The following is a 24,918-nucleotide window of genomic DNA, read 5'->3' on the forward strand; positions in this document are numbered from 1 at the left end:
GATGGTGAGTTTTTTGTTCTGTCATCCTGAGCTTGCGAAGGACCTTCCTCTTTCCATACTACGAAATGCCTTTTAACGCGCAGAGCCCTTTACCATGCGAACGGTGAAGGGCTTTGCTCATTTCAAAAGGCTTCCCACTTAACCGAGGAAGGTCCTTCGCTTTGCTCAGGATGACAGAACCCTTCACAACTTCACCACCCGTAGAAGGTGAATGCGGAAGGTGGTGCCTTCGTTTACCTGGCTTTGCACGTCGATGTGGCCGCCGTGGCTCTGCACGATGCGGTTGACGAGGTAGAGGCCCATGCCGGAGCCTTCTACGTGGCCGTGGAAACGGCGAAACATGGTGAACAGCTGCGGGCCGTAGCGCTCCATATCGATGCCCAGGCCATTGTCCTGCACCTCAATGACCGGATGGCCATCTTCGAGCACGCTACGCACCGCAATGCGCAGCTGCCGGCCGGGGGCGGCATATTTCAGCGCGTTGCTGAGCAAATTATAGAACACGCTCTGTAGATTGGGCCGCACGAATTCCACGGCTGGCAGGGCCGCGAAATCCAGCGCTACCCCGGCGTGGGCCGCTCGTAGCTGCTCGTCGATGCTGGTCAGCACCTCCTGGGCCAGCGGCTCCAGCTCCACGGTTTCGAGGGGCAGCGCGTGCCGCAGCTTCTGCACCTGCACCAGCTCCGAGAGGTTATGGATGGTATCGTAGATCTGCTGCAAGGAGCGCTCGAACATGGCAATGAGCTTCACCGCGTCGGGGTCGCGGAAGTAGGCCGTGCGGGTCAGCTCCTCGAAGATGCCGGCCATGTTGTTGATGGGCTGCTTGAGGTCGTGCGAGGTGGTATACACGAAGCTGTCGAGGTCCTGGTTGGTGAGGGTGAGCGTTTCGTTCTGCTCCTCCAGACGCTGCTGGGCGCGCTTGAAGTCGTCGATGTCGGTGCTGGTGCCAAACCACTTCACAATGTGGCCCTCGGCGTCGCGCATGGGCTGGGCGCGGTGCAGAAACCAGCGGTATTGCCCGTCGGCCCCGCGCATGCGGCCTTCCTCCTCGTATTCCTGGCCGGCGCTGATGCTGGCAAAATAGCGCTGCTTCACGCCCTCCACCTTGTCGGGCGGAATTAGAGTGGACCAGTCGATGTGCGCGGCATCGGCCGCGTTGAAACCAGTGAAATCGGCCCAGCGCTGATTGTAGTACTCGATGGTGCCATCGGGCCGCGCCCGCCACACAATCTGCGGAATGCTTTCGGCCAGAAAGCGGAACTGCTCGTCGCGCTGGCGCACCTCGGCGGCCAACCCGTCGGCGCGGTGGCGGGCCTGCACCCGCTCGGTGGCATCCACGGCAAACATCAGAATACCCTGGGGGCGGCCTGCCTCATCGTGCAGCGGCTGGTAAGTGAAGTCGAAGTAGCGGGTTTCGACCGGCTGGGTGGGCTCGCCGATAACGGGCATTGCTATTTCGATGGCCGAATATGGCTGGCCGGATTTGTATACCGAATCGAGCAGCGGTATCAGGCCGTTGCTGGCTACTTCCGGCAGCGCCTCGGCCACGGGCAGGCCCACTTTGGCCCGCCCGGCCAGCAAGTGCTGAATCTGAGCGTTGGCGAAGCCGATGATATGGCGGGGGCCAAACATGGTGCAGATATAGGCCGGCACATTGCCGATAATAGCCTGCAATTGCTGGTCTTTCTCCTGCAGTCGTGCCAGGGCCTGCCGCCGCTCATCAATGTCGGTGTTGGTGCCCACCCATTGCAGAATGGTGCCTTCCGCGTCGCGGATGGCCTCGGCGCGGGCCAGAAACCAGCGGTATTTGCCCTGCTGGTCGCGCCAGCGGTGCTCGTTTTCGAAAAGCGTGCCCGTGGTGAGGGCGTGCTGCCAGCGGCGGGAAGTTTCGGCGAGGTCTTCAGGGTGAATGAACTTCTCCCAGCCCCACTCCTGCAGCTCGGCAAAGGTGCCGCCCGTCAGGTCATACCAGCGCTGGTTGTAGTAGGTCACGCCGCCATCGGGGCGCGAGGTCCAGGCCATCTGGGGCAATACTTCGAGCAGCAGCCGAAACCGCTCGTTGCTCTGCTCCAGCGCCACCACGCGGTCCGTTACGTCGAGCACGCGGCACAGCACGTAGCGCAACGTGCCAGCCGCCGTGGGCACTGGCCGCAGCTGAATCTGCCAGTGGTGCGGCTGCAGGGTGCCGTCGCTCAGGCGCAGATCATGGCGCAGGTTCAGATTCTGGTTGCGCTGCTGCTCCACCACTTCCGCTAGGGCCGTCTGCCACTCGGCCAGCACGGCCGGGCCGGGCTGCGTAGCCTGAGCAAATACGGCGTGCACCGACTGCCCGAGCAGCGTTTCGCGGGAGCATTGCAGCAGTCGACACATGCCGGTATTGGCCGCCACCACGCTCAGGTCGGGGGCCAGCACGAGGTGGGGCGAAAGCAGGGCTTCAAAGAGAAGCTCAAAGTCAACGGCTTCAGCAGGCATAAGGCGAAAGAAAAATAAGCGGTTCTGAAGCCAGCAAAACGGGCCGCGGCCGGCGCGGCCGCCCCTGCCGACAAATATAAGTCCGGGCTCCGACCCCGCCGCACGCCCTGCAAAAAAGGCCCTGCTCGCCGGCGAGCAGGGCCTCGGGAAACGCGCCGGCGCGGCCGCTATTCCTTTTTGAGCTTCTCGGCGAAGGCCTTGCGGAACTTGGCCACCTTCGGCATGGATACGGCGCGGATGTAGGAATCGTCGGGGTGCAGGCGGTAGTAGCCCTGGTGGTAGCCTTCGGCGGGCCAGAACTGAGTGAAGACCGTCACCTGCGTCACGATGGGGCTGGGGTAGTGCTTGCTGGCATCTACGCGCCGGATGGTGGCCTCAATGAGCTGCTTTTCGGCGGGGGTGCGGTAGAAGGCCACCGAGCGGTACTGCGTGCCGGCATCGGGGCCCTGACGGTTGAGGGTGGTGGGGTCGTGGGCGGCCTCAAAAAACACGTCGAGCAGCGTCTGGTAGCTTACTTCCTTGGGGTCGTAATAGATCTGCACGGCTTCGGCGTGGCCGGTCTGGCCGCTGCCTACCTGCTCGTAAGTGGGGTGCTGCTCTTTGCCGCCGGCATAGCCCGACACCACTTGGCGCACACCGCGCAATTCTTCGAATATTTCCTCCGTGCACCAGAAGCAGCCGCCGGCGAAGGTGGCCACGGCCAAGCCGTTGAGAGAGGTAGGAGCATCGCCGGTGGTGGGCTGGCCAAAGGCGGCGGGCTCGCCGCTGGTGGGCTTGCCCTGGGTGCAGGCCGCCACGCTCAGCAGCAGCCCCAGCAGGTAGAAAGTTAGCTTGTTCATCACGCCGCTACATACGCGGTTGGGCGGCGGGCGGATGCTTTCGGCCCGGCCCGGCAGCGGCGCGGTTGGGCCGGCGGCGCTATCTTTCGCATCCGAACCCCAATTTCCCGAGTCGCCATGTCTTTGCGCACGCTGTTTGAAACCTCTTCTATCTGTATTGGCTACGATTATCTGAACGACTGGCTCTATGCCGACTGGACCGGCGACCAGACGCTGGAGTCGGTGCAGGCCGGCTGCGAGCAGATGCTGCTGCTGATGGCCCGCGAGCGGTGCCACAAGGTGCTCAATGACAACACCCGCGTCACCAGCATGTGGTCGGATGCGGCGGAGTGGGGCGGCACGGTCTGGTTTCCGGCCATGGCCGCCGCCGGGCTGCAGTATTTTGCCTGGATTTACTCGCCCAACGTCTACAGCCGGCTTTCCACCGACCTCACCCTGCGCCACACCACGGAGCCTGTAATAGCCACCTTCGACGAAATAGAAACCGCCAAAGCGTGGCTGCGGCAGATGTAGCGGCACACTTATGTCCAGCGGGCGGCAGCTCAGATGCGGCGCGGCAAAACAAGTTGGCCCCGAAACGGTCCAGCTTACAAGAAAAGCCGACCTTTACCAACCCGCCGCCGCACCTTCCGTGGCGCGCCTCTTCCCTGCCCAGCTTATGACTCCGCATCCGCTCACCTTCACCCAAGTAGGCACTCCGGAGCCGCACCGCATCCGCACCCGCCAGATTGTGCAGGCCCATCCCGAGGTGAAGCAGCTGATGACGCGCACGCCGGCCACCTTTGCCATCGGCCTGGCCTGCGTGCTGGCCCAGGTGGCGCTGGCCTACGCGCTGCGTCAGCAGGCCTGGTACGTGGTGCTGCCGGTGGCCTATCTGGTGGGCGCGTTTTTGTCGCACACGCTGTTCGTGGTCATTCATGAGGCGGCCCACAACCTGGTGTTTCGCAAGGTGTGGCAGAACGTGGCCGTGGGCATCATCGCCAACTTTCCGTCCATCATCCCGACGGCTATTTCCTTCAAGAATTTCCACATCAAGCACCACGTCTTTCAGGGCGTGCACGAGCTGGATGCCGATTTGCCCGACTGGTATGAGGCCCGCCTGATTCGGAACTACGCCGTGGGCAAGGCCGTGTGGCTGTTTTTCTTTCCGCTGTTTCAGGTCATTCGTACCATTCGCTGCCGCGAGGTGGCCACCGTGGACCGCTACGTGGTGGCCAATATGGTAGCGCAGCTGGCCTTCGACGCGGCCATCGTCTACTTCTTCGGCTGGACGGCGCTGCTGTACCTGTTTCTGAGCTTCTGGTTCTCAGTGGGCCTGCACCCGCTGGGTGCCCGCTGGATTCAGGAGCACTACCTCACGCTGGACCAGCAGCAGGAGACCTATAGCTACTACGGCCCTTTGAACGGCATCAACCTGAACGTGGGCTTCCACAACGAGCACCACGACATGCCCTCCATTCCGTGGAACAACCTGCCCCGGCTCAAGGCCGTCGCGCCCGAATTCTACGAGCCGCTGCTGCACCACACGTCCTACACGCGGCTGTTTTTCCGGTTTCTGTTCGATCAGGAAATTAGCCTGTTCTCGCGCATCACCCGCAAGTCGCGCGGGCAGGCCACGCTCAAAGATCAGTCGGTGCCCGACCGGCAGCTGGTGGAGGCGTAGCGCCGGGGAAATTAGGGGGCGCTAAAAAGCGGGGAAGGCAATCTTTTTCGGTATGTTCGTGTTGGCCCAGCATCGTCTCATCGCATATTCCGGCTTATGAAAAGAGTTTCGCTAGTTCTCCTTGCCACGGCCAGCACGCTGCTCGGCAGCGCTGGGTTGCCGGCCCGCGCCGATAATGGCGGCCTGTCGTCGGTCACGGTGGTGGTGTCGCAGCTGGTATCTACCAAGTCGGCGGTGAAAGTGTATTTCTACAACGTGCGCGACAAGTTTCTGCAGCATGGCGGCTACGCCTTTATGCGGGTAGTGAAGCCCGGCGGCCAGAATCAGATTCAGCTGCCTATTGACTTGCCCGACGGTGAGTGGGCCGTGGCCATCACCCAGGACATCAACAACAACGACAAGCTCGACAAGAACTTCCTGGGCATCCCGACCGAGCCCTACGCCTTTTCCAACAACATCCGCCCCACGGTAAGCGCGCCGGATTTCAACCAGTGCAAGTTTATGGTGAAAGGCTCGGGCAAGGTGGTTTCGATTGTGCTGAAGAAGTAGCGCCGGCTGTCATCCTTCATCTGTCATCCTGAGCAAAGCGAAGGACCTTCCTCGTAGTTTACTGCACGGGTCATTCAACGCACAAAGCCCTTTACTGCGCCACGGTAAAGTGCTTTGTGCGTTGAATGACCCGTGCAGTAAACTACGAGGAAGGTCCTTCGCTTTGCTCAGGATGACAGGCGACTCAAAATGACAGACGCCTTGGGCACGCCTCCTGCTTTTGCTTTCCAGCCCCGGCATCGGTTTCTTGCAGCTTCCCAACCCCTTATCATGCGCCTTTCTCTGCTGCTGCCGGCTGCTCTGAGCCTGTTTTCTGCCCTCGCCGCTTTGGGCCAGACGCTGCCCGTTCTTGACCAGAATCCGCCCACGTTGCGCTGGCGGCAGGTGCGCACGCCGCACTTTCGCGTCATCTACCCGGCCGGGCTCGATTCGGCGGCTCAGCGCACGGCGGGGCGGCTGGAGCAGGTGCACGGGCCGGGCGCGGCCACGCTGGGCGTGGTGCCGCCGCCCATCGGCATCGTGCTGCAGAATCAGACCACGGTCAGCAATGCCTTTGTCACGTTTCTGCCCCGGCACGCCGAGTTTTTCACCACCCCGCAGCAGGGTATGGGCCTGGGCACCGTCGATTGGCTCGACGGACTGGTGGTGCACGAATACCGCCACATCGGGCAGTTCGACAAGGCCCGGCAGGGAATAGGCCGAGTGCTGCACCCGCTGCTCGGCGATGGTGGCCTGGGCGTGGCGGCGGTGGGCGTGCCGCAGTGGTTTTTTGAGGGCGATGCCGTGGGCAACGAAACCGCCCTCACGCGCAGCGGCCGGGGCCGCATCCCGGCCTTCAGCGTCGATATGCGCGCCAACCGGCTGGCGGGCCGCCACTTCGACTACCAAAAAGCCGTGAACGGCTCCCTGCGCGACAACGTGCCCGACTGGTACGGGTTGGGCTATTTCATGACTTCGTACCTGAAAAACCACTACGGTCCCGCCGTGTGGGCCAACATTCTGGACCGGTACTACAAGTTTCCCTTCTACCCGTTCTCGTTTTCCAACAGCATCCGCCGCACCACCGGCCTCACCGTGGAGCAGCTTTATAGCCGCACCATGTCCGACCTCGACTCGACCTGGCAGGCGCAGCAAAAAGGGCTGCCACTCACGGCCGGGCGCGACTTTGCCGTGCAACCCGAGCGCCAGCGCCGGCAGGAAGTTTTCACCGAGTACCGCTACCCGCAATACGTGACCGACAGCACCGTGGTGGCCATGAAAACCGGCCTCGGCGACATCGCACAGCTGGTTTTGCTGAACCGGCACGGCCGGGAAAAGCCGCTGTTTGTGCAGGGCCTGCTGAATAGCCCGGAAATGCTGTCGGTGGGCGGGGGCAAGGTGGTGTGGCCCGAGTTTCGCTCCGACCCGCGCTGGGGGCAGCGTGTGTATTCCGAGCTGCGGATTCTGGACCTGGCCAGCGGGCAGCTCACCCGCCTGAAGCAGCGCCGCTATGCCGCCGCCGCGCTCAGCGCCGACGGCCAGCGGCTGGTGGCCGTGCAAACCGACTCAGCCTACCACCACGCCCTGGTGCTCCTCGATGCCCGCACCGGCGCGGTGCAGGCCACGCTACCCAACCCGCGCAACGATTTCTACCTCCAGCCCCGCTGGATCGCCGACGGCCGCCTGGTGGTCGTGACCTTGCGGCCGGCGGGCAAAACCATCGAGCTGCTCGACCCCGCCACCGGCCAGGGCCGCGACCTGCTGCCGGTGGCCAACATCAACCTCACCAACGCCCAGCCCTGGCAGGACTACGTGCTGTACAACTCGCCCCAATCGGGCATCGACAACGTGTATGCGGTGCATACCGGCACCGGGCAGACGTTCCGGGTCACCTCGCGCCCGCTGGGGGCCTACCACGCCGCCGTGGCCCCGGATGGCCGCCACCTGGCCTTCCACGAGTTTCGCGCCGAGGGCTCCCGGATAGTGGAAATCCCTCTCGACCCCGCTACTTGGGTGTCCATTCCTACTGCCACTACGGACACGCAGGGCACCTACGCCGCCCGCCTCAGCGCTCAGGAGCCGGGCGCGCCGCTCATTCAGCCGCTTATGCTGGCCCGCCCCGACTCGGCGGGCCGGGCCTACGCGGTGCGGCCGTATTCGCCGCTGCGGCACGCGTTCAACGTGTTCAGCTACGGCCTGATTCAGAGTCCGGCTGGCAATGGGCTGAGCCTGGGCATCCGGTCGCAGGATTTGCTGAACACCACCCAAGCCGTGGTGGGCGTGGGCTACGACCAGACGGAGCGCACGGCCAACGTCTTCGGTGGCCTCAGCTACCAGGGCCGCTACCCCGTGCTCGATGCCAGCGTGGAGCACGGCGGCCGCGACGCGGCCATCCTCACCACCCAGGGCCGCCTGCGCGACCAGTGGACCTACACCCGCCTGAGCCTCGGCGGGCGCCTGCCCTTCAACCTGACCCGCTCGAAATACCTAGAAGCCCTGACCCTGAGCGCCTACTACCTGCGCGAGCAGGTGCAGGGCTACGATTTGCCCGTGCGCAACATCACCGACGTAGGCCCCAACCAACCGCTAAACGGTCTGCAAACCTCGCTCAGCTACGTGCGCCAGCTCAAGCAAAGTGCCCGTGACGTGGCCCCGCGCCTGGGCCAGACGCTGCTGCTCACCTGGCGCACCACGCCCTTCGGCAGCGGGCTGAGCGCGGGCCAGCTCGGGGCGCAGGGCAGCGTGTATCTGCCCGGCCTGGGCAAGCACCAAGCCCTGCGGGTGCGGGGCGGCTACCAGTGGCAGCAGCAGCGCGAGTACCGGTTTGGCGGGGCCGTCTCGTTTCCGCGGGGCGAGAACTACGTGAGCTTCGACCGGCTGCGGGCCGCCAGCTTCGACTATTATCTTCCTATTGCCTACACCCACTGGACGCTGGGCCGGGTGCTCTACATTCAGCGCCTGCGGGCTACCGGCTTTCTGGATATGGCCCACGGCGAAACACGCCTGCGCTCCGGCACGCTGCGCACCCAGCGCTACCGCAACGTGGGCCTCGATGCCAACGTGCTGTTCAACGTGCTGCACCTGCGGACGCCTATTGAAACCGGCCTGCGGTATGTGTTCAATACCTACACGCGCAGTTGGGTGTTGGAGCCGCTGGTGCTGAATATTAGGATTTGAGCAACCCAATCGTCTGTCATCCTGAGCAGAGCGAAGGACCTTCCTCTGTTAAGCGACAAGCCTTCTGAAATGAGCAAAGCCCTTTACCATTGTGGCGGTAAAGGGCTTTGTGCGTTGAAATGTATTTGGTAGCGCGGAAAGAGGAAGGTCCTTCGCTCTGCTTCGCGCCGCTCAGGATGACAGACGATTGGCAGACGATTTAACATGCTGAAATAGGCAATCACCGCCCTGGCAGCTTCCGGAACGGGTGGGCACCTGCGGCCAGGCGCTCGGCTACTTCTACGGCGCGGCGGGCGCGGGTTTCGGGTTGTTTGGCGATGGCTATGTGGTAGGCAATGGCCCGCCGGCTGCCGGGCGTGTGGTGCTCAAAACCCGTCTGGGCTTCGGGCCAGGCGGCCAGGGCTTCGGCCAGCTCGTCGGGCAGGTCGATGTGGTCGGGGTTAGGATCGGGGGCCAGGGTGAGGCACACGCACTGGCCCAGTTGCACCCCGGCGGCGCGGCACAGGTCCTTGTTCACCATCAGATACCGCTCGCCGGTGCTCAGGGGCAGCAGGCTGAGCCGGATGGGGTAATTATTAAGCGTGCCCAGCACGCGGCGCGTGGCTTTGCCGCCCAGCGCCTCCACCACCGCCAGCGGCACGATGATAATCTGGGTGGGCATGAAGTTGGGGCCGCCGGGTTCCAGCAGCGCCTCAAACGTGAGCGGATTTTCCATAGAGAGCCAGGGTAGAGGTAGGCGACGTGGGCAGAGCGGAAGCGGCCAGGGAAACCTTTCGGCCAGCTTCGGGCTTATCTTTTCCACTACTCCCCAAATAACACAGAAATGAAAGTAGAAATCTGGTCCGATATCATGTGCCCGTTCTGCTACATCGGCAAGCGCCGCCTGGAAGAAGCCCTGGCCCGCTTTCCGCACGCCGACCAGGTGCAGGTGCAGTGGCGCAGCTTCGAGCTGGACCCCAACCTGCAGACCAATCCCGGCCAGTCCATCCACGAGCTGCTGGCCGAGCGCAAGGGCGTATCGGTGGAGCAGGGCCGGCAGATGAATGCTCAGATGGCCCAGCACGCTACCACCGTGGGCCTGGAGTTCAACTTCGATAAAACCATTCCCGCCAACACTTTCAACGCCCACCGCCTCATCCATCTGGCCGCCGCCCACCAGCGGCAGGATGCCATGAAGGAGCGCATTCTGCGGGCGTATTTCACCGAAGGTCTGAATATCGACGACCCGGCCACGCTCACGCGCCTGGCCGCTGAGGTAGCCCTACCCGAGGCCGAAGTTGCCCAGCTATGGCAAACCGATGCCTACGCCCAGGAAGTGCGCCACGACGAGTACCAGGCCCGCCAGATCGGCGTACGCGGCGTGCCCTACTTCGTGTTTGCCGATAAATACGCCGTATCCGGGGCGCAGCCGAGCGAGCTGTTTGAGGAGGTGCTGGAAAAGGTGTGGGAGGAAGCCCGCCCAATGCCCGTACAGGTAGCCGGCCCGGACGGCACCGCCTGCGGCCTCGACGGCAGCGCGTGCTGAGGTGCTTCAGGCACTTCTTGGAACCTGCAGAGGCGGGTGTAAGCCCTCGTTTTAGCGGTACAAGTCACTTTTCCGCGTGCCACGCTCGCAGAGAACCGAGTAGCTGCCAACCAGCGTTTCAGCAAGTACAGGGCAGTATTGAGGCCAACAGTGGGTAGCCTCGGCAAGCCTTGCTGCCCACTGCAGCCAGCGCTTTTTCGTACCTTAGCAGGATGAAATCACTATCCTTTTCCGCTCTACTTCTGTCTGCTGCACTGTTATTTAGTGGCTGCGACGACAAGCCGGTTGCTCCGTCCATAACGGCTCCTGCCTCGACTACTGCCATCACCGTTGGCGAAGACGGAGCCCCGCCGTATGTGCTGAACGAAGTCCAGATCGGTTTGGCGCTCTATCAGAGTTCTCGGGCGCAGCTTGAGGTAAGCGGCAAGCTGAACAACGGAACGCCTATTTCCTTCGTCTTCAAGCAAAGTTCGCCCAGCGCGGCCGGTACCGGCAAAACGGACCTTGTGGAAGCTACTCTCAACTCCAACATTGCCACCAAACAGGCTACGGGTAGCACAACGCGGGATGCCGCAACCAACACCGTATCCGGGACCTTCTACTGCCAGTTTACCAATGGCTTACAAGTGAACGGCACTATTACCAATTTACAGCTCCGCTAAACGCATGCTGCTAATATGAATCATCGAAAAAGGTCATTTCCTGGGTTGGAGTGGCCTTTTTTGCAATGGGTACTTATTGCTGTCAAGATTGACAACTCTCGTTCCGGCATCCGTTACAGTTCAGTCGTAGTAGATAATCAAAGCGCCGCATCTCCTTGCCACTCTCGCCCAGCTTCCATGATCCAGCCCTCCACGGACCTGATTTCAACTCCCCACATCGTGCGCGACCGGGAGAACGAGTGGATTTATGCCCAATGGTCGGGGATACAGACGCTGGATATTGTGCAGACGGCCGGGCTGCACTACCTGGAAATGATGCGTGAAGAGCCCTGCCCGCGCCTGCTCAACGACCACCACGACGTGATTGGGCGCTTTCTGGACGTGAATGAGTGGATTGTGAACTACTGGGCTCCGCAGGCCGTGCAGGCCGGCCTGCGCACGGTGGCGCAGGTGCTGGCCCCCGGCGTCGAAACCAGCCCTGCCGTGCGTGACCTAATTCAGCGCCTTGCCCCGCGCTTCACCACGGCCTTTTTCACTACGCTGCCCGAGGCCCAGGCCTGGCTGCGCGCGCAGCCCTGAAACCAAAAGCGCCCTGCAAGCGGCGCGGGGCCGGTTGCAGGGCGCTCTGAGTGGGGAGGCAGTCGCTACGGGCTTACCAGGTTCAGGCTCACGTTGAAGTAGAAGGGGTTCTGTAGGTCGTTTTCAAATACGGGCTTGTCGTCGCCGCTGGGGTTCTGGGTGCGGAAGGAATCAAAGCGCCAGTTGTAGCGGTAGCCGGCCTGGGCCGAGAGCCACACGAAACCGGCCAGCTGCCGCTCGTAGGTGATGCGCGGCTTCATCTCGCCCCGCCGCAGGTACAGATCCTGCCCGTTCACGGGGCCCAGGTAGTAGGCGTTGCCCTCCAGCTCGTAGCCCAGCATGAGCAACGAGCTGGTGCCGAAGCTACGGCGCACGTTCACGCGGGCCGGGAAGACGGCTTCCACGCCCCAGCGCGGGTTGAAGGTGCGGTTATAGAGCACCACTGGAATGTGCAGCAGCTGCCCGGCGCGGTACGTGCGCGTTACACCCAGGCCCCACATAAACGAGTCGGTGGGCTTCCAGCCGTAGATGGCCGTGCCGCTGTAGGTCAGGGCCTTGTTGTTGAGGTCGTCGAAGCGGCGGTAGTTGCCGTTGAGGTCGCCATTGGCCTGCAGCAGCAGGTAGTGCTTCTCATTGAAGGGCTTGAACACGGTGGCGTTCAGGCCCGTGGTGCGCAGGCCGCGGTTCAGGGCCTGATGCTGGGCCGAAGCGTTGGGGTTGCTGAGGCTGACGCCGGTATTCCAGTAGGTCAGGCCCAGGTTCAGGATGAAATTGGAGCGCGAAATCACCGGGGCATTCACGCCCAGGCGCATGCCGCGGTAGTGGTCTACGGCCTGGGTGGTGGCCCCGGTGGCCTGCTCGCCGGCGGGGCGTGAGGTCAGGTCGAAGCCAGTTTGGGCCTCGTAGCCCACCGAAATGAGCTTGGTGGGGCTCAGGAAGAGTACCTTCTGGGTGGCGTAGGCCTGGGCGCTCTTGCTGTCGGCATCGCCGAAAGCGTCGAAGTTCAGCGAGTCGGTGGAGGCGGGGGTGGTCTGGGCCGTGGCGGGGGCCGCCGCGGCTACGCCCAGGGCAAGGGCACCGGCCCAATACAGCAGGGGCCGGCTCATTTGGTGGCCGGGGCTTTCTTCACCTGCCGCTTCCACACATCAGTGCGGCCAAAGAGCGACACGCCGATGAAGCCGCGCACTTCCAGCGTGTTATCGTCAACGAGGGTCATCTCGCAGGAGTAGTCGCTGCCGTTTTTGGGGTCGTAGATTTTGCCGGCCTCCCACTTGTTTTCGCCCGAGTAAGTGAAGTCGCGCATGTTTTCGAGGCCGCGCAGGGGCTGTTTGCGCAGCTTTTCCTCGGGGTTGTTGGCATCGGTGCGGGGGGTGCCGTCGGGGTTATTGGGCACTTTCAGCCACACAATGCGGCCGAAATATTTGTCGCCGCGCTTGAAGATCTGCACCATGCCGGTGCCCTCGCCGTTTTTCCACACGCCCAGCACCGCATCGGGGTTGGGGGCGGGGGCGCGCATTGCCATTGCGCCCAGCAGCAACAGCACTAAAACCAGGCTTTTCAAGTAGTTCATGGGATGGGAAGGATTGATTTTGCTTCAATAATAAAGCATTGCTCGGTTAAATGAAAGTATTGCTATCATAAATATTCAAAAGCAGGACTATATAATGTCGTTGGCAGGCTGGGGGTGACCGGGCCCGGATTGCGCCGTAGCATTTCCCGGCCCTGGGGCCCCCAAACGCCAAAACGCCCGGCCTCCACTGGGGAGACCGGGCGTTGGGGTTGCAACAGGATAAGTCGAGCGGATAGGGGGCAACGGGGCAAGGGGGCGGGCTAGGCCTGCGCGGGCTTGGGCTGGCCGGCAGGCTTTTCGTGGCGGGCGGCGGTGTTGATGACCTTGCGGGCCGACTCGTAGGCGGTGTGAAACTTGGGCTGGGGGCGCTGGTAGCGGATCAGGAACTTGTCGATGCGGTTGCGGAGCAGGGCGGTGGCCTGGCGCAGGTCGGCGTTTATTTCGGCTTTCTGGGCCTTGCCGTCGGCGCGCAGCACGCGGGGCGTGGTTTGCTCCTGCTGGAAGGTGCGGATGGCGGCCTGCAGGTCGGTCAGCTCCTGGGGCAGCACGCCCTGGCCGGCGAGGGCGGTGGCGTGCTGGGTGGCATGCTGGTGCAGGTTTTGGGCGATGCGCAGCAGGTCGACGTCGGACTTGCGGGTGAGCTGGCGCTCGGTGTAGTCGCTGTCGGTGTGTAGGCGGATGTCGTTGAGCTCGTCGGCGAGGGCGAGCAGGGCGGCGGCTACCTCGGCGGCGCGCTGGGCCAGGGTTTGTTTGGTGGCCTTCTTCACGGCCGCGGGCTGCTCGGGGGTGGCGGCCCGCTGCTGACGGTCGGCGGTGGGGTCGAGGTCGGCCACGAGGGCGGCCAGCTCCTGGCGGGCTTTGCCCAGGGCCTGGTTGGTGGCGAAGAGGTCGGCGTGCTCGTCGAGCACGGCCAGGGTGGTTTGGAGCATGGCCAGCTTGGCCCGTTGCGAATCGTTCATGGTAAGGGTATGGTTAGGGGTGAATAGTTGGGGGAAGATAGGCTAATTCAGAGGTGGTTGCACACGGCCGGGGCGGTATTTCTGCGGGCAGCCGTGACATGGCATCCGCGGCGGGTGACATGGCTCCTGACGAGGGTGACATGCCACTCAACGACCGTGACATGGCTCTTGAAAAGCGTGACATGGCACTGAAAAAGCGTGACATGCCTCCGGCGCGGGGTGACATGGCACTCAACGAGCGTGACATGCCACTGGCAGGTGGTGACATGGCATTGGCGCGGGGTGACATGCCAGTGGGTGGGGGTGGCATGTCTGTTGTGCGGTGGTGCGGGGTTGTATTTCGTGCCTTGCTTAAGGTGAGGCTACAGCTCACATAGTAGAATGACTGGCGCTAAGCCGGTACAAGGACATCGTCATAGTAGACACAAACTGCAAGTTCGCCCCAGATGGGAAAGCATCAGCTAAAGGTTATGAAATTGATCTTCGGCTTCAGTGAGGAAGTTGTTTAAACTATAGCTAGCCTGAGAACATAGAGCTAAGGTTTTGGCCTTTTTGAGTGGTTTAGCGAGTTCATTATACTTCGCTGGCTCTCTTCTACCTTGAAGCTTTTGATAAGTTGAAGTTCTCTGAAGTGTAGATTTAGGATTGCTTACTAAATCTGGATTACTATTGGATGAGTGAATAGGTAGTATCCATGCCTCTGTCTCTTCTATGGCAATTGCATACGCTATTCTAAAGGTATGTGGACCAATCCACATATTTATTCTATTGTATATTGCTGTTCTGAGCTCTTGGCAATAATCGGTATTGCCTGCCTTAGTAGGTTTTGAACCATTGTAACCTGCCTCAAAAGCACGGTCTGTATCAATATGAATGACAAAAAAATCACTGTCAGGTAAGTTGTTAAAAAAATTTTCAATGATTTTTCTGCTTCTGCACTCCTCTTTTACAATAGTCCAGTTGCTGAATGTGTTAATTCCTTGACTAAATTTATCTGTTTCGTCTTTTACATCGTCAGGCCTAAATGCTCTTATTTCACTTGAGTCAATACCCAAGTGTGATGCTAGTAGATGTTTGATGATTATGACATCAGTAATGCCTTCAGCAATTAATCCAATCATAAATATTTTATGTTAAAAATCTTCATTTATAGCTCCGATATAACCTCTGAGCCACATTTCTGAAAGCTTTAGGCTTTCAATGTTTTCTCCCTTGGTTTTTATTCTTCTTGTTTTTGTGTGGCCTTCATCGTTTCTATATACCTCAAATAACCTTGTGCTGTCGTCATTGAGATTGACGCCATCGAGGATTGCCGGATTATGTGTGGTTATTAACACTTGTTTGTTGTTTGATTTAGCCAAGCTTGTTATTTCCTTGACTAAACTTCTGCAAACACTTGGATTTAAGGCGCTTTCTATGTTGTCTATAGCAAAAAAGGACGGAGTGGACTTGCTGATAAATAGTGCTAGGTAAAAGAGTATGTGTAAAGCACCTTCATTTGAATTCTCTGCTGAGAATATGTTATTATTTCTTCTCATGTGCTTGTCTTTGAAGTATAATCTAGAGTTGCTTCTGCCAAGTTTGTAACCTAGATATTTTAAATTATCGTCTGCTGATATAATTATCTCATCGAGCCAAGGTATCAGGCTAGTGTATTCTAGCATTGTTTCTCTTTCTTCGTTAGTTAAATTTGCAATTAGAATGTCTAGTCCTTCTCCGTATATTCCTAATGGTTGTTTGCGGCTTTCGACAGATACGCCTCTCAATGCTTCTGTATTTGCAGTGTAAATGGAGAAATTTTTTAAACTTATATAAATATCATCTGGAATAAATAAGTACTTCATTATTTTGTTTATAAAAGAATTTCTTGAGTCTTGTTTTGTGTCTCTGCTTATTTCAATGCTATTTAATTTTTCCAATAATTCTTTAAATGAATCATTGGTAATAGAATCGTATTTTGAATGCATTAAATCATTTCTTTTCTTTCTTTCAATATCTCTTTTATTTTGTGAATAATCAATATTTTTTTCTGTCCATTCAGAATATATGCTAGTACCTGTAGATATTAAAACAGTGTCATCTTCTAATATTTCTTCTCCTTGTTGATAAGTAAATTTTACTGTGAATTCGTTTTTTGGTTTCTTATACATAAATGAGCTGAATGTAAGCGAGGGCATAGCAACTCGAATGCCTTTGCTTGTTAAGCCATCTGGATTTAGATCTTGGCTTTTTGCAGCGCTTAGCATCGCAACAGCTTCTAATATGTTGCTTTTCCCGCTTCCATTTGCGCCAATAAATATATTGACTCTACCCAAATCAATTTTTTCTGAATAAATTGATTTGAAGTTCTCTATTGTTAAAGACTGTAGCATGTCCTGTTTTTTTTGCAAGAAGCAATTTTATTTCTAATAAGTTACGCCCCCACCTTCTCCTCACTCCCCAGCTCCGCCAGAATCCGCTTGGCGGCCTGCACGGACTTCACCTCGTCGATGCTGACGATGAGCTGTTCCTTGCGCTCCTTCATGGAGGCGGTGCGGCTGTGGGTCTGCACGTAGTTGAGGATGTTGCCGAACTGCTCGCCTTGGAAGAAGTCGGCGTTGTCGAGGGCGGGGATGTAGCCTTTGAGCAGGTTTTTCTTGAGGGTGAGCTTCTCGAAGCCGGCCTGGCAGGCCTGCCAGCGCAGCTTCACGATGTCGGCGAGCTGCTCGACCTCGGCGGGCAGGGGGCCGAAGCGGTCCACCATGCCGGCAATGAGCTTGCGCAATTCCTCGGGGTTTTTGGCGCGGTCCAGCTTGCTGTAGAGCTGCAGGCGCTCCGACACGCTGCTCACGTAGGCGTCGGGAATCAGGATCTGCAGGTCGGTTTCGATGTTGCACTCCTTGGGGCCCTTGGTGCCCACGGCGCTCTGGAGGCGGCCGGTCGTGTCGCCGAGGAACAGCTCCTTGAACTCGGTTTCCTTCAGCTCGGTCACGGCCTCGTCGAGAATCTGGTGGTAGGTTTCGTAGCCCAGGTCGTTGATGAAGCCCGACTGCTCGCCGCCGAGCAGGTTGCCGGCCCCGCGGATGTCGAGGTCGCGCATGGCCACGTTGAAGCCCGCGCCCAGGTCCGAAAACTCTTCCAGGGTGCTCAGGCGCTTGCGGGCGTCGCTCGGGAGGCCGGCCACGGGCGGGGTGAGCAGGTAGCAGTAGGCCTTCTTGTTGGAGCGGCCCACGCGGCCCCGCATCTGGTGCAGGTCGCTCAGGCCGTGCAGGTGGGCGCGGTTGATGATGATGGTGTTGGCGTTCGGGATGTCGAGGCCCGACTCGATGAGGTTGGTGCTCACCAGCACGTCGTACTCGCCGTCCACGAACTTCATCATGCGCTTTTCGAGCTGGTCGCCCTCCATCTGCCCGTGAATGTAGGTGATGCGGGCGTCGGGCACGAGGCGCAGGATCATGGCCGCCATTTCCTCGATGTCCTTGACGCGGTTGTGCACGAAGAACACCTGCCCCCCGCGCTTCAGCTCCCGGGCCACGGCATCGCGGATCAGGATTTCGTCGAATACGTGCAGCTCGGTCTGCACCGGCTGGCGGTTGGGCGGGGGCGTGGCAATGACGGACAAATCCCGCGCCCCCATGAGCGAGAAGTGCAGGGTGCGCGGAATCGGCGTGGCCGAGAGGGTCAGCGTGTCCACGTTCACCTTCAGCTCCTTGAGCTTGTCCTTGGTCTTGACCCCGAACTTCTGTTCTTCGTCGATGATGAGCAGCCCCAGATCCTTGAACTTGATGTCCTTGTTGGTGAGCCGGTGGGTGCCGATGAGGATGTCGGTTTTGCCCTCGGCCACCCGGCCCAGCGTTTCCTTAATCTGCTTGGTGGTCTTGAAGCGGTTCACGTACTCGACCGTCACGGGCAGATTGCTCAACCGCTCGCGGAAGGTTTTGTAGTGCTGCATGGCCAGGATGGTGGTGGGCACCAGGATGGCGGCCTGCTTGCCGTCGGCCACGGCCTTGAAGGCGGCGCGGATGGCAATTTCGGTTTTGCCGAAGCCCACGTCCCCGCAGATCAGGCGGTCCATGGGGTGGGGCACCTCCATGTCGCGCTTCACGTCCTCGGTGGCCTTGGCCTGGTCGGGAGTGTCCTCGTAGATGAACGAGGATTCCAGCTCGGCCTGCATGAATGAGTCGGGGGCGAAGGCGTGGCCGGGGGCGGTTTTGCGCTTGGCGTAGAGCCGGATCAGCTCGGCGGCAATGTCCTTGACCTTTTTCTTAACCGACCTCTTCTTGTTTTCCCACTCCGGGGAGCCCAGCTTGCTCATGGTCGGCGGCGTGCCCTCGGCCCCGCTGTACTTGGCAATCTTGTGCAGGGCGTGGATGCTTACGGTCAGAATATCGTCGTCGCGGTACACCAGGCGGATGGCTTCCTGCATATGCCCGTTGATTTCGACCTGGGTGAGGCCGGCGAAGCGGGCAATGCCGTAGTCCTGGTGGGTCACGTAGTCGCCGGGGCTGAGCGTGCGCAGCTCCTTGAGGGTGAGAGCCTTTTTCTTGGAGAACTTCTTCGCTTCCTGTGCGCGATAGAACCGCTCGAACAGCTGGTGGTCGGTATAGACTACGAGCTTCATCAAATCGTCCACGTAGCCCTCGCGCAGGGCCAGGAGCATATGCTGGAAGGGCACGTTGTTGTCCAGCTCGTCGAAGATGGTGCGCAGCCGGTCAGCCTGCCGCACCGAGTCGGCGGCAATGATGCTGACGTAGTTTTTGCTGGCGTTGTCGTGCAGGTTCTTCACCATGCGGTTGAAGTCCTTATTAAAGGAGGGCTGGGGCCTGGCCTCGAAGCTGAACTCCTCGGCCCCGGTCTTGAAGTGAAACCGCTTGCCGAACTCCACCACCGGGAAGTTCTCAAGCAGCTTCCGGAACGACTTGCCCGTTTCGAACAGCTGCTCGGGCTTGCTCACAATCTGCATCCCGGCGGCTCCCGCCAGCAACTCCTGGAATCCCGCGTCGGCCTTCTCAAACGACTCGGTCACAATGTCAATCGTCTGGCGCACGTCCTTCACCCACACCGCCGTGTGCCGGGGCAGAAAGTCCAGAAACGCCTCCCGGGTTTCCTGGAGCAGCTTAGTCTGCACGTTGGGGATGATGCTGACCTGCTGCTTCTGCTCCACCGAAAGCTGGCTCTCGGGGTTGAAGGTGCGGATAGTTTCGACCTCGTCGCCGAACAGCTCGATGCGGTAGGGCAGCTCGTTGGCGTAGGAGAAGATGTCGACGATGCCCCCGCGCACGGCAAACTGCCCGGCCTCGTACACGAAGTCGGTGCGCTCGAAGTCGTACTCGGCCAGCATGTCGCTGATGAAGTTCACGTCGAGCTTCTCGCCCACCTTTACTAAGAAGGTGTTTGCTACTAGGCTCTTGCGGTTGATGACCTTCTCGAATAGGGCTTCGGGGTAGGTGACAATGAGGGCGCCGGAACCCCTCCCCAACCCCTCCCCAAAAGGGAGGGGCTTTTCAACGTCCTTCCCAGATATTTTGTCGGCTGGCTCCCCTCCCTTTCGGGGAGGGGTTGGGGGAGGGGTCCGCGTGTTCAGCCGATTCAGCACCTCGGCCCGCATGAGCACGTTAGCGTTTTCCGTCTCGTCGAAGTGGTAGGGGCGCTTGTAGGAGCTGGGGAAGAGCAACGGATCCTGCTCGGGCAGCAGGTGCTGGAGGTCGGCCAGGAAGTAGGCGGCCTCGTCCTTGTCGTGCAGCACGAACAGGTGGTGCTGCTCCGGGAACAGGCCGTGCATAGCGGCGGCCACCACGGCATCCTGGCTGCCCACCAGGCCGCGCAGGTGCAGGCGGGGCAGGTGCTCATCCGGTTTAGCTTCGCCGGCGGGGCGCAGGGAGTGGCGCGTGGCCGGGTTCAGGCGGGCCCCCACGGTCAATACGGTCGGGTCGAGGCGGTAGAGCTGGAGGAAGTCGGTGACCTTCAAAACGCAGAAAGGCTAGGAGGGAGGCAAAAGGAACAGCCCGGCCAGGAGAATATCCGGTCGGGCCAACGGCAGAAACTGTGGTATGCAATACCGCCCGCAAGGTCCGAAAGTTTCCGCGGGCGGCCGAATGCTTGCGTTACGCCGGGGTTTCGCTACTTTCGTTTCCTGCCGCCCCGAGTGCCCCGCTCCAATCCCCCCAATTTCCTGTTGCGCATGGACCCTACCCGTAACCCCGCCGAGGATACTGATTTCGATTTCGACGCCTGGGTGCGCTGGCAGCGGCTACACCACGCCTGGCAGCACGTAGCGGCCAGCCGCCATGCCGCGGCCGGCTACCGGCCGCCGCTGGCAGTTGAAGCACCCGCCGAGCCCGAGGTTGTGTATCTGCTGCCCGTGCCTAACTAAAGCTCCGTCCACGCATTTTTGCTGAGCGCCGCCGGTCCCCGCTGCCCGGCGGCCGCGTACCTTCGCGCTTTCGTATTCCTCTTATACTCCAAAGTGCGCGGCTCTTCTCACCTGGCCATCGGCCTGATTACCGGCGTGGCCGTCGGCGGCCTTATAGCCGGCATCCCGTTTTCGCCCGCCGGTATTGCCCTGGCTGGCTTTTCGGCCCTGGCCCCCGACCTCGACCACCCCAATTCCCGCCTCAGCAAGCGCCTGGGCTTCACCCAGCAGTATGTGCGCTGGGCCTTCGTGCTGGCAGGGCTGGCGTTGGCCGGCTATACCTACAATATGCTGCCGCCCGGTCCCGAACAGCGCATGGCCTACACCGCCGCGCTGGCCTTCGGGCTGCTGGGCGTGGCCATGCAGGGCGGCTCCACCCGCAAGCTGGCGCTGCTTTTCACAGGCGCGGGTATGGTGCTGGCGGGGCTGTATTTCGGCTTTCTGTGGCTCAGTCTGCTGGGCACGTTCGTGTGCCTGGCCCCGTTCACCACCCACCGCTCCTGGACGCACACCATCTGGGCCACCGGCCTGTGGACCTACATCGGCTACCTGGCCAACCAGAACCTGGGCTGGCACGGCGTGGCGCACTACGCCGGCGCGGGCTACGCCTCCCATCTGCTCGCCGATTCGCTCACCAAATCCGGAGTGCGGTGGTTTCTGCCCCTGTCAGATTATTCGTTTAAGCTCCCGCTCATCTCCACCGGGTCGGCGGCGGGCAACGTGCTGGAGCTGGGCATATGCGTGGGCTATGGCCTGCTGGTGCTGGGGCTGGTTATCGGAAGAATGCAGTTCTAGCCTTTTAATACTGTTCAGCTTGTTTTCAGTGACCCGGCCGGAGAAATCCGGAATATAAAATTTGCTGCCTCTACCAGGTCTGTTGCAAGTTTATGTATGACTGAATTGCAAGAAAAGAAGAAAAGTGTTGTGCCGCTGCCGCTGAAAACCAACCGTAACTTGGTCATTGAAGCCCGTTTGGCTTAAGCATAGGATTAAAGCACGATAGGGGAAAACTTGCTTCACCAATATTAAGCTGTTAGCTTAGCGTCCTACTGGATAATTGTCAGGACTATATAACTCCGCAACAGCACAGTTGTATATATCAGATTTTTACGATATATTTTATTTAATATTGTGAAAGCAAGTAAGTACTTCAGGGAGGGAAGGACATCCAACTATTGAAGGCAATAGTTACAGAGTCATTAACTGCTTATGGTCAGCCGGCTTGCTGCTGTCTGAATATCTATAAAACGTCTGCCGCTATGATATGGCCCGCCCTATCGGGGCCGCGCCCGCTCAGCCTCGTTTGAGCTGTCAGAAAGCGTCGCTTTGTATCTTTGACCAGCCTGGTGGTTACCAGGCACCCCGCCCTACCCTACGCTTGCACACCTTTTTTTGCGCTCACAAACCAGTTTCCTTGTATGAACCAGATGAATAGCCCCCTGATCAGGATCGGTGTCTTCTACGACGGCAATTATTTCCTGAAAATCAGTGATTACTACTACTTCCAGCACGAGCGTAAGGCCCGCATCAGCATGGAAGGCCTCCACGAGTACATCCGCCACCAAGTGGCAGAGGAAGAGGACGTGGACGTGCGCCTGAGCCAGATTATCGACGCGCACTTCTTCCGCGGCCGCCTCTCGGCTACCGAAGCTCGCGACAAGGACCGCCTGTTTCACGACCGGCTGCTCGACGATATTCTCATGAATATGAGCATCACCACCCACTACATGCCCCTGAAAACCCGCGACGGCCGGTTGCAGGAAAAAGGTGTGGATGTGTGGCTGGCCCTGGAAGCCTTCGAGCTGGCCATGCACAAGAGCTTCGATGTGATTGTGCTCATCGCCGGCGACAGCGACTACGTGCCCCTCATCAAAAAGCTCAACACACTGGGCACCCGCGTGATGCTGCTGAACTGGGACTTCAAATACGTCGATTTCAAGGGCGAAAACCGCGTTACGCGCGCCTCGCAGCAGCTTTTGGAGCACTCCACCTACCCGGTGGCCATGCACGACGTGATTGATAACGGCCTGGCCAGCGCCGACGACCTGATCGAAAGCCTGTTTGTGAATGCGCCCGAGCCGGCTTCGTACCCCAGCGTGAAGCCGCTGCGCCCCACCGGCCCCACGGCCGCTGGTCCGGTTGGCACCGTGGGCATCAGCACCATCAAAAACCTGAAAAACGGGTTCGGATTCGTGGTAATGCCGCCTAACAACCTGTTCTTCAGCTACGCCGATATGGCCGAAGGCGACTTCAACGACCTGCGCGAAGGCGACTGGGTGGAGTTCACCGTGGGCCGCAACCACCGCGACGAGGACTGTGCCCGCAACGTGCGCAAGGCCCAGGCCCCCATCGAAGGCGACGACTACGAGGAAGAAGAGGAGTCGGAAGAGCAGGAGCACGAATCAGCCGGCTCGCCGGAGCGCGTGTAAGCAGATTCCGTTAATTAATTAGGATACCAGGCCGTTTTGAAAAAACCGCCGGATGCCCTGCCGCGAGGCCGGCGCGTCCGGCGGTTTTTTTGAGCTAATACGGCCGGCTATTCGCCGCTGTCGGCATCGGGGAAGAGCAGGTGGTGGAAGTCGCGCTTGTCGGCGGGGTAGCGGTTGAAGGTGCCCAGGCCGCGGGCCACCACTAGGTTGCGGGCGGGGCAGGCAATGTCGGCGGTGGCTACCACCAGCGTTTTGCCAGTGTGCTCTACCCGGCCGCGGGCCACTAGCTCGTCGTGCAGGCGCACGGGGTGCAGGTAGTTGATCTTGAACTCGACGGTAGAAACCAGCTCGCCAGCCGTGAAGGCCAATGATAGCGCCGCCGCTCCCAGGGCCGCATCCATCAGTCCGGCCAGCACGCCGCCGTGGCAGGTGCCGGGCGAGGAAAGGTGCTCGGGCCGTATGGTCATGCTGTAGTCTACCTGGCCGGGAGCCGTCACGCTCAGCACCATGCCGTTGGCCTGGCCGTACTGGTTTATCTGGTTGTAGATGGCCACGAGTGTGGCTACATCGGGAAGCTGTTCCATAGAAAAAAAATGGGCTGGATATTGGCCGAAAAGTTATGTTTCTTTACCGGATAAGCCTCTGTCTTCGCTCATGCTCCAGCCAGTTACCTTCGCCGAGTTTTATCCGCGCTACCTGCGCGAGCACAGCCGCCGGGGCACCCGGGTGCTGCATTTCGCTGGTACCACGCTGTTTTTGGTGGCGGCGGTACTGGCTGTAGTGCAGCAGCGTCCGGCGCTGTTGCTGGCGGGCATTGTGGCCGCCTACGGCTTTGCCTGGGTTGGTCATTTTTTTGTGGAGCACAACCGGCCGGCTACTTTTCAGCACCCGTGGTTTTCCTTGTGCGGCGACTTTCGAATGTACTTCGACTTGCTGCGCGGCCGGGAGCGGTTTTAGAGAGCCTTGCGCATCAGAAAGTGCCGGATGCTGCCAAACAGCGTGTGCGACGGGGCCACCACCGCGTAGCCCAGCCGTGTATAAAACGGCACCGCCGCCTCGCGGGCGTGCAGCACGCACTCCGCGAAGCCCTGCCGGCGGGCCTCCGCTTCCAGCGCTTCCAGCAACTGGCGGCCCACGCCGTGCCCCTGCCACGCGGGAGCCACGGCCATGAAGCGCACCTGGGCCTGGGCGGGGCCGCCGGGGCTCAGGCGGCCCACGCCGGCCAACTGCCCATCGGGGGTGTGGAGCATGAGGTGCCGGGTGGTGGGCGCGTCGTCGTCGTCGGCGCGCTCCGAGCCTTCGGGCTGGTTCCAGGGCTGGCGCAGCACCTGGTAGCGCAGGTGGTAGTAGGCCGCAAAATCGGCGGGGGAGCGGGGTGGGGCGAGCAGAAAGGACATGGCGGAAGCAGTTGGGCAGCGGAAAGAACGGAAGCAAAAGCGCAGTTTCGGGGCCGGGCTGTTTAACGCTGTACGTAAACTCCTACCTTTGACCCATCGGCTCCCGCCGCCACCGGCAACGGGGCCTCTATGATCTTCCTCTCACCTAAGTTACTGCTTATGGCCTCCTTCGACATTGTGAGCAAAGTAGATCCGCAGACTCTCGAAAATGCGGTGAACACGGCCCAAAAAGAACTCCAGACCCGCTATGATCTGCGCGATACCAAGGGCGGCATGGAGCTGAATAAAAAGGACAATACCATTCTGCTTTCCTCCGAAAACTCGATGCGGGTGAAGGCGCTGGAAGACATTCTTCTCGGCCGCATCGTGAAACAGGGCATCGACGGCACCGCCCTCGACTTTTCGGCCGAGGAGCAGGCCAGCGGGGCGCTGGTGAAGAAGCTCATCAAGGTGCGCGCCGGCGTGGACAAGGAAGCCGGCCGCAAAATCACCAAGGCCATCAAAGATGCCAAGGTGAAGGTGGAAGTGCAGATGCAGGACGACCAGATGCGCGTATCGGCCAAGAAAATCGACGATCTGCAGGCCGCCATTGCCGTGCTGCGCCGCACCGACATCGGCCAGCCCCTGCAGTTTGTGAATATGAAAAGCTAGGCTTAGTGAGATGGTGAAATGGTGAGTTTGATGTTCAAGCTGCACCAACTGCGCCACTGACGCCATCAGAACATCA

Annotated in this window: 23 protein-coding genes; 12 read left to right on the forward strand and 11 right to left on the reverse strand. The window is 60.1% G+C overall.

Annotation, left to right across the window (positions count from 1 at the left end):
- Positions 1-183: 183 nt before the first annotated feature.
- Positions 184-2,472: a PAS domain-containing protein gene (locus BUB62_RS16275; protein WP_073111921.1), complete on the reverse strand. Its 2,289-nt coding sequence runs from the start codon at positions 2,470-2,472 to the stop codon at positions 184-186.
- 167 nt (positions 2,473-2,639) lie between these two features.
- Complete coding sequence (gene msrA / locus BUB62_RS16280; RefSeq protein ID WP_073111923.1) at positions 2,640-3,311, reverse strand: peptide-methionine (S)-S-oxide reductase MsrA; 672 nt, start codon at positions 3,309-3,311, stop codon at positions 2,640-2,642.
- 117 nt (positions 3,312-3,428) lie between these two features.
- Here msrA and BUB62_RS16285 point away from each other — a divergent pair, with 117 nt between their 5' ends.
- The 4 genes from BUB62_RS16285 (at position 3,429) to BUB62_RS16300 (ending at position 8,679) form a co-directional block, all read left to right on the forward strand.
- On the forward strand, positions 3,429-3,824 hold the full coding sequence (locus tag BUB62_RS16285; RefSeq protein ID WP_073111926.1) for a hypothetical protein: 396 nt from the start codon (positions 3,429-3,431) through the stop codon (positions 3,822-3,824).
- Between the two features lie 145 nt (positions 3,825-3,969).
- Entirely contained in the window at positions 3,970-4,974 is a 1,005-nt protein-coding gene (locus tag BUB62_RS16290) for a fatty acid desaturase (RefSeq protein ID WP_073111928.1), read from the forward strand.
- Positions 4,975-5,070: 96 nt separating this feature from the next.
- On the forward strand, positions 5,071-5,523 hold the full coding sequence (locus BUB62_RS16295; RefSeq protein ID WP_084539139.1) for a DUF2141 domain-containing protein: 453 nt from the start codon (positions 5,071-5,073) through the stop codon (positions 5,521-5,523).
- A 270-nt stretch (positions 5,524-5,793) separates the two neighbouring features.
- Positions 5,794-8,679, forward strand: a complete 2,886-nt coding sequence (locus BUB62_RS16300; RefSeq protein ID WP_073111930.1) for a TolB family protein — start codon at positions 5,794-5,796, stop codon at positions 8,677-8,679.
- Positions 8,680-8,899: 220 nt separating this feature from the next.
- Here the strand turns inward: BUB62_RS16300 and BUB62_RS16305 are convergent, their stop codons facing one another.
- Positions 8,900-9,394: a YdeI/OmpD-associated family protein gene (locus BUB62_RS16305; RefSeq protein WP_073111932.1), complete on the reverse strand. Its 495-nt coding sequence runs from the start codon at positions 9,392-9,394 to the stop codon at positions 8,900-8,902.
- A 108-nt stretch (positions 9,395-9,502) separates the two neighbouring features.
- Between BUB62_RS16305 and BUB62_RS16310 the strand changes: the two genes are divergently transcribed.
- The 3 genes from BUB62_RS16310 (at position 9,503) to BUB62_RS16320 (ending at position 11,445) form a co-directional block, all read left to right on the forward strand.
- The gene (locus tag BUB62_RS16310; RefSeq protein ID WP_073111934.1) at positions 9,503-10,204 is read left to right on the forward strand and encodes a DsbA family oxidoreductase; all 702 of its coding nucleotides are present in this window, start codon (positions 9,503-9,505) and stop codon (positions 10,202-10,204) included.
- 212 nt (positions 10,205-10,416) lie between these two features.
- Positions 10,417-10,866: a hypothetical protein gene (locus tag BUB62_RS16315; protein ID WP_143164232.1), complete on the forward strand. Its 450-nt coding sequence runs from the start codon at positions 10,417-10,419 to the stop codon at positions 10,864-10,866.
- Between the two features lie 177 nt (positions 10,867-11,043).
- Positions 11,044-11,445 carry a hypothetical protein gene (locus BUB62_RS16320; protein WP_073111938.1) on the forward strand — a complete coding sequence of 134 codons (402 nt, stop codon included), beginning with the start codon at positions 11,044-11,046 and terminating at the stop codon, positions 11,443-11,445.
- 65 nt (positions 11,446-11,510) lie between these two features.
- Here BUB62_RS16320 and BUB62_RS16325 read toward each other — a convergent pair whose 3' ends face one another.
- The 6 genes from BUB62_RS16325 to mfd all read right to left on the reverse strand — a co-directional run bounded on the left by BUB62_RS16325 (position 11,511) and on the right by mfd (position 19,921).
- Entirely contained in the window at positions 11,511-12,551 is a 1,041-nt protein-coding gene (locus tag BUB62_RS16325; RefSeq protein WP_234988784.1) for a DUF6268 family outer membrane beta-barrel protein, read from the reverse strand.
- Positions 12,548-13,015, reverse strand: a complete 468-nt coding sequence (locus tag BUB62_RS16330; protein WP_073111940.1) for a DUF2147 domain-containing protein — start codon at positions 13,013-13,015, stop codon at positions 12,548-12,550. The genes BUB62_RS16325 and BUB62_RS16330 overlap by 4 nt, the downstream gene beginning before the upstream one ends.
- 260 nt (positions 13,016-13,275) lie before the next feature.
- On the reverse strand, positions 13,276-13,974 hold the full coding sequence (locus BUB62_RS16335) for a hypothetical protein (protein ID WP_073111942.1): 699 nt from the start codon (positions 13,972-13,974) through the stop codon (positions 13,276-13,278).
- 461 nt (positions 13,975-14,435) lie between these two features.
- Positions 14,436-15,095 carry a hypothetical protein gene (locus BUB62_RS19165; protein ID WP_143164233.1) on the reverse strand — a complete coding sequence of 220 codons (660 nt, stop codon included), beginning with the start codon at positions 15,093-15,095 and terminating at the stop codon, positions 14,436-14,438.
- 12 nt (positions 15,096-15,107) lie between these two features.
- Positions 15,108-16,346 carry an AAA family ATPase gene (locus BUB62_RS16345; RefSeq protein WP_073112110.1) on the reverse strand — a complete coding sequence of 413 codons (1,239 nt, stop codon included), beginning with the start codon at positions 16,344-16,346 and terminating at the stop codon, positions 15,108-15,110.
- Between the two features lie 41 nt (positions 16,347-16,387).
- On the reverse strand, positions 16,388-19,921 hold the full coding sequence (mfd, locus tag BUB62_RS16350) for a transcription-repair coupling factor (RefSeq protein WP_073111946.1): 3,534 nt from the start codon (positions 19,919-19,921) through the stop codon (positions 16,388-16,390).
- 213 nt (positions 19,922-20,134) lie between these two features.
- Here mfd and BUB62_RS16355 point away from each other — a divergent pair, with 213 nt between their 5' ends.
- The 3 genes from BUB62_RS16355 (at position 20,135) to BUB62_RS16365 (ending at position 22,794) form a co-directional block, all read left to right on the forward strand.
- Positions 20,135-20,326, forward strand: coding sequence for a hypothetical protein (locus BUB62_RS16355; protein WP_073111948.1), 192 nt, complete (start codon positions 20,135-20,137; stop codon positions 20,324-20,326).
- 93 nt (positions 20,327-20,419) lie between these two features.
- Positions 20,420-21,160, forward strand: a complete 741-nt coding sequence (locus tag BUB62_RS16360; protein WP_159437482.1) for a metal-dependent hydrolase — start codon at positions 20,420-20,422, stop codon at positions 21,158-21,160.
- A 632-nt stretch (positions 21,161-21,792) separates the two neighbouring features.
- The gene (locus BUB62_RS16365) at positions 21,793-22,794 is read left to right on the forward strand and encodes an NYN domain-containing protein (protein ID WP_317041391.1); all 1,002 of its coding nucleotides are present in this window, start codon (positions 21,793-21,795) and stop codon (positions 22,792-22,794) included.
- A gap of 107 nt (positions 22,795-22,901) precedes the next feature.
- Here the strand turns inward: BUB62_RS16365 and BUB62_RS16370 are convergent, their stop codons facing one another.
- Positions 22,902-23,378, reverse strand: coding sequence for a PaaI family thioesterase (locus BUB62_RS16370; protein ID WP_073111954.1), 477 nt, complete (start codon positions 23,376-23,378; stop codon positions 22,902-22,904).
- 70 nt (positions 23,379-23,448) lie between these two features.
- On the opposite strand from BUB62_RS16370, the gene BUB62_RS16375 reads away from it, so the two are divergent.
- Positions 23,449-23,751: an Mpo1-like protein gene (locus BUB62_RS16375; protein WP_084539141.1), complete on the forward strand. Its 303-nt coding sequence runs from the start codon at positions 23,449-23,451 to the stop codon at positions 23,749-23,751.
- Here BUB62_RS16375 and BUB62_RS16380 read toward each other — a convergent pair.
- Positions 23,748-24,191 carry a GNAT family N-acetyltransferase gene (locus BUB62_RS16380; RefSeq protein WP_073111956.1) on the reverse strand — a complete coding sequence of 148 codons (444 nt, stop codon included), beginning with the start codon at positions 24,189-24,191 and terminating at the stop codon, positions 23,748-23,750. The genes BUB62_RS16375 and BUB62_RS16380 overlap by 4 nt on opposite strands.
- Positions 24,192-24,350: 159 nt before the next feature.
- Here BUB62_RS16380 and BUB62_RS16385 point away from each other — a divergent pair, with 159 nt between their 5' ends.
- On the forward strand, positions 24,351-24,842 hold the full coding sequence (locus tag BUB62_RS16385) for a YajQ family cyclic di-GMP-binding protein (protein ID WP_073111958.1): 492 nt from the start codon (positions 24,351-24,353) through the stop codon (positions 24,840-24,842).
- Positions 24,843-24,918 lie beyond the last annotated feature (76 nt).

This window comes from Hymenobacter daecheongensis DSM 21074 (genome assembly GCF_900141805.1).
In the GTDB taxonomy this organism is placed as follows: Bacteria; Bacteroidota; Bacteroidia; order Cytophagales; family Hymenobacteraceae; genus Hymenobacter; species Hymenobacter daecheongensis.

Bases quoted from the DNA above. Each gene is read 5' to 3' on its own strand.
- BUB62_RS19165 (WP_143164233.1), bottom strand. From the start codon at position 15,095: ATGATTGGATTAATTGCTGAAGGCATTACTGATGTCATAATCATCAAA.
- BUB62_RS16295 (WP_084539139.1), top strand. From the start codon at position 5,071: ATGAAAAGAGTTTCGCTAGTTCTCCTTGCCACGGCCAGCACGCTGCTC.
- BUB62_RS16290 (WP_073111928.1), top strand. From the start codon at position 3,970: ATGACTCCGCATCCGCTCACCTTCACCCAAGTAGGCACTCCGGAGCCG.
- BUB62_RS16325 (WP_234988784.1), bottom strand. From the start codon at position 12,551: ATGAGCCGGCCCCTGCTGTATTGGGCCGGTGCCCTTGCCCTGGGCGTA.
- BUB62_RS16365 (WP_317041391.1), top strand. From the start codon at position 21,793: ATGAATAGCCCCCTGATCAGGATCGGTGTCTTCTACGACGGCAATTAT.
- BUB62_RS16310 (WP_073111934.1), top strand. From the start codon at position 9,503: ATGAAAGTAGAAATCTGGTCCGATATCATGTGCCCGTTCTGCTACATC.
- BUB62_RS16320 (WP_073111938.1), top strand. From the start codon at position 11,044: ATGATCCAGCCCTCCACGGACCTGATTTCAACTCCCCACATCGTGCGC.
- BUB62_RS16305 (WP_073111932.1), bottom strand. From the start codon at position 9,394: ATGGAAAATCCGCTCACGTTTGAGGCGCTGCTGGAACCCGGCGGCCCC.
- BUB62_RS16300 (WP_073111930.1), top strand. From the start codon at position 5,794: ATGCGCCTTTCTCTGCTGCTGCCGGCTGCTCTGAGCCTGTTTTCTGCC.
- BUB62_RS16315 (WP_143164232.1), top strand. From the start codon at position 10,417: ATGAAATCACTATCCTTTTCCGCTCTACTTCTGTCTGCTGCACTGTTA.
- BUB62_RS16285 (WP_073111926.1), top strand. From the start codon at position 3,429: ATGTCTTTGCGCACGCTGTTTGAAACCTCTTCTATCTGTATTGGCTAC.
- BUB62_RS16275 (WP_073111921.1), bottom strand. From the start codon at position 2,472: ATGCCTGCTGAAGCCGTTGACTTTGAGCTTCTCTTTGAAGCCCTGCTT.
- BUB62_RS16330 (WP_073111940.1), bottom strand. From the start codon at position 13,015: ATGAACTACTTGAAAAGCCTGGTTTTAGTGCTGTTGCTGCTGGGCGCA.
- BUB62_RS16335 (WP_073111942.1), bottom strand. From the start codon at position 13,974: ATGAACGATTCGCAACGGGCCAAGCTGGCCATGCTCCAAACCACCCTG.
- BUB62_RS16385 (WP_073111958.1), top strand. From the start codon at position 24,351: ATGGCCTCCTTCGACATTGTGAGCAAAGTAGATCCGCAGACTCTCGAA.
- BUB62_RS16375 (WP_084539141.1), top strand. From the start codon at position 23,449: ATGCTCCAGCCAGTTACCTTCGCCGAGTTTTATCCGCGCTACCTGCGC.
- BUB62_RS16345 (WP_073112110.1), bottom strand. From the start codon at position 16,346: ATGCTACAGTCTTTAACAATAGAGAACTTCAAATCAATTTATTCAGAA.
- BUB62_RS16370 (WP_073111954.1), bottom strand. From the start codon at position 23,378: ATGGAACAGCTTCCCGATGTAGCCACACTCGTGGCCATCTACAACCAG.
- BUB62_RS16355 (WP_073111948.1), top strand. From the start codon at position 20,135: ATGGACCCTACCCGTAACCCCGCCGAGGATACTGATTTCGATTTCGAC.
- BUB62_RS16380 (WP_073111956.1), bottom strand. From the start codon at position 24,191: ATGTCCTTTCTGCTCGCCCCACCCCGCTCCCCCGCCGATTTTGCGGCC.
- msrA (WP_073111923.1), bottom strand. From the start codon at position 3,311: ATGAACAAGCTAACTTTCTACCTGCTGGGGCTGCTGCTGAGCGTGGCG.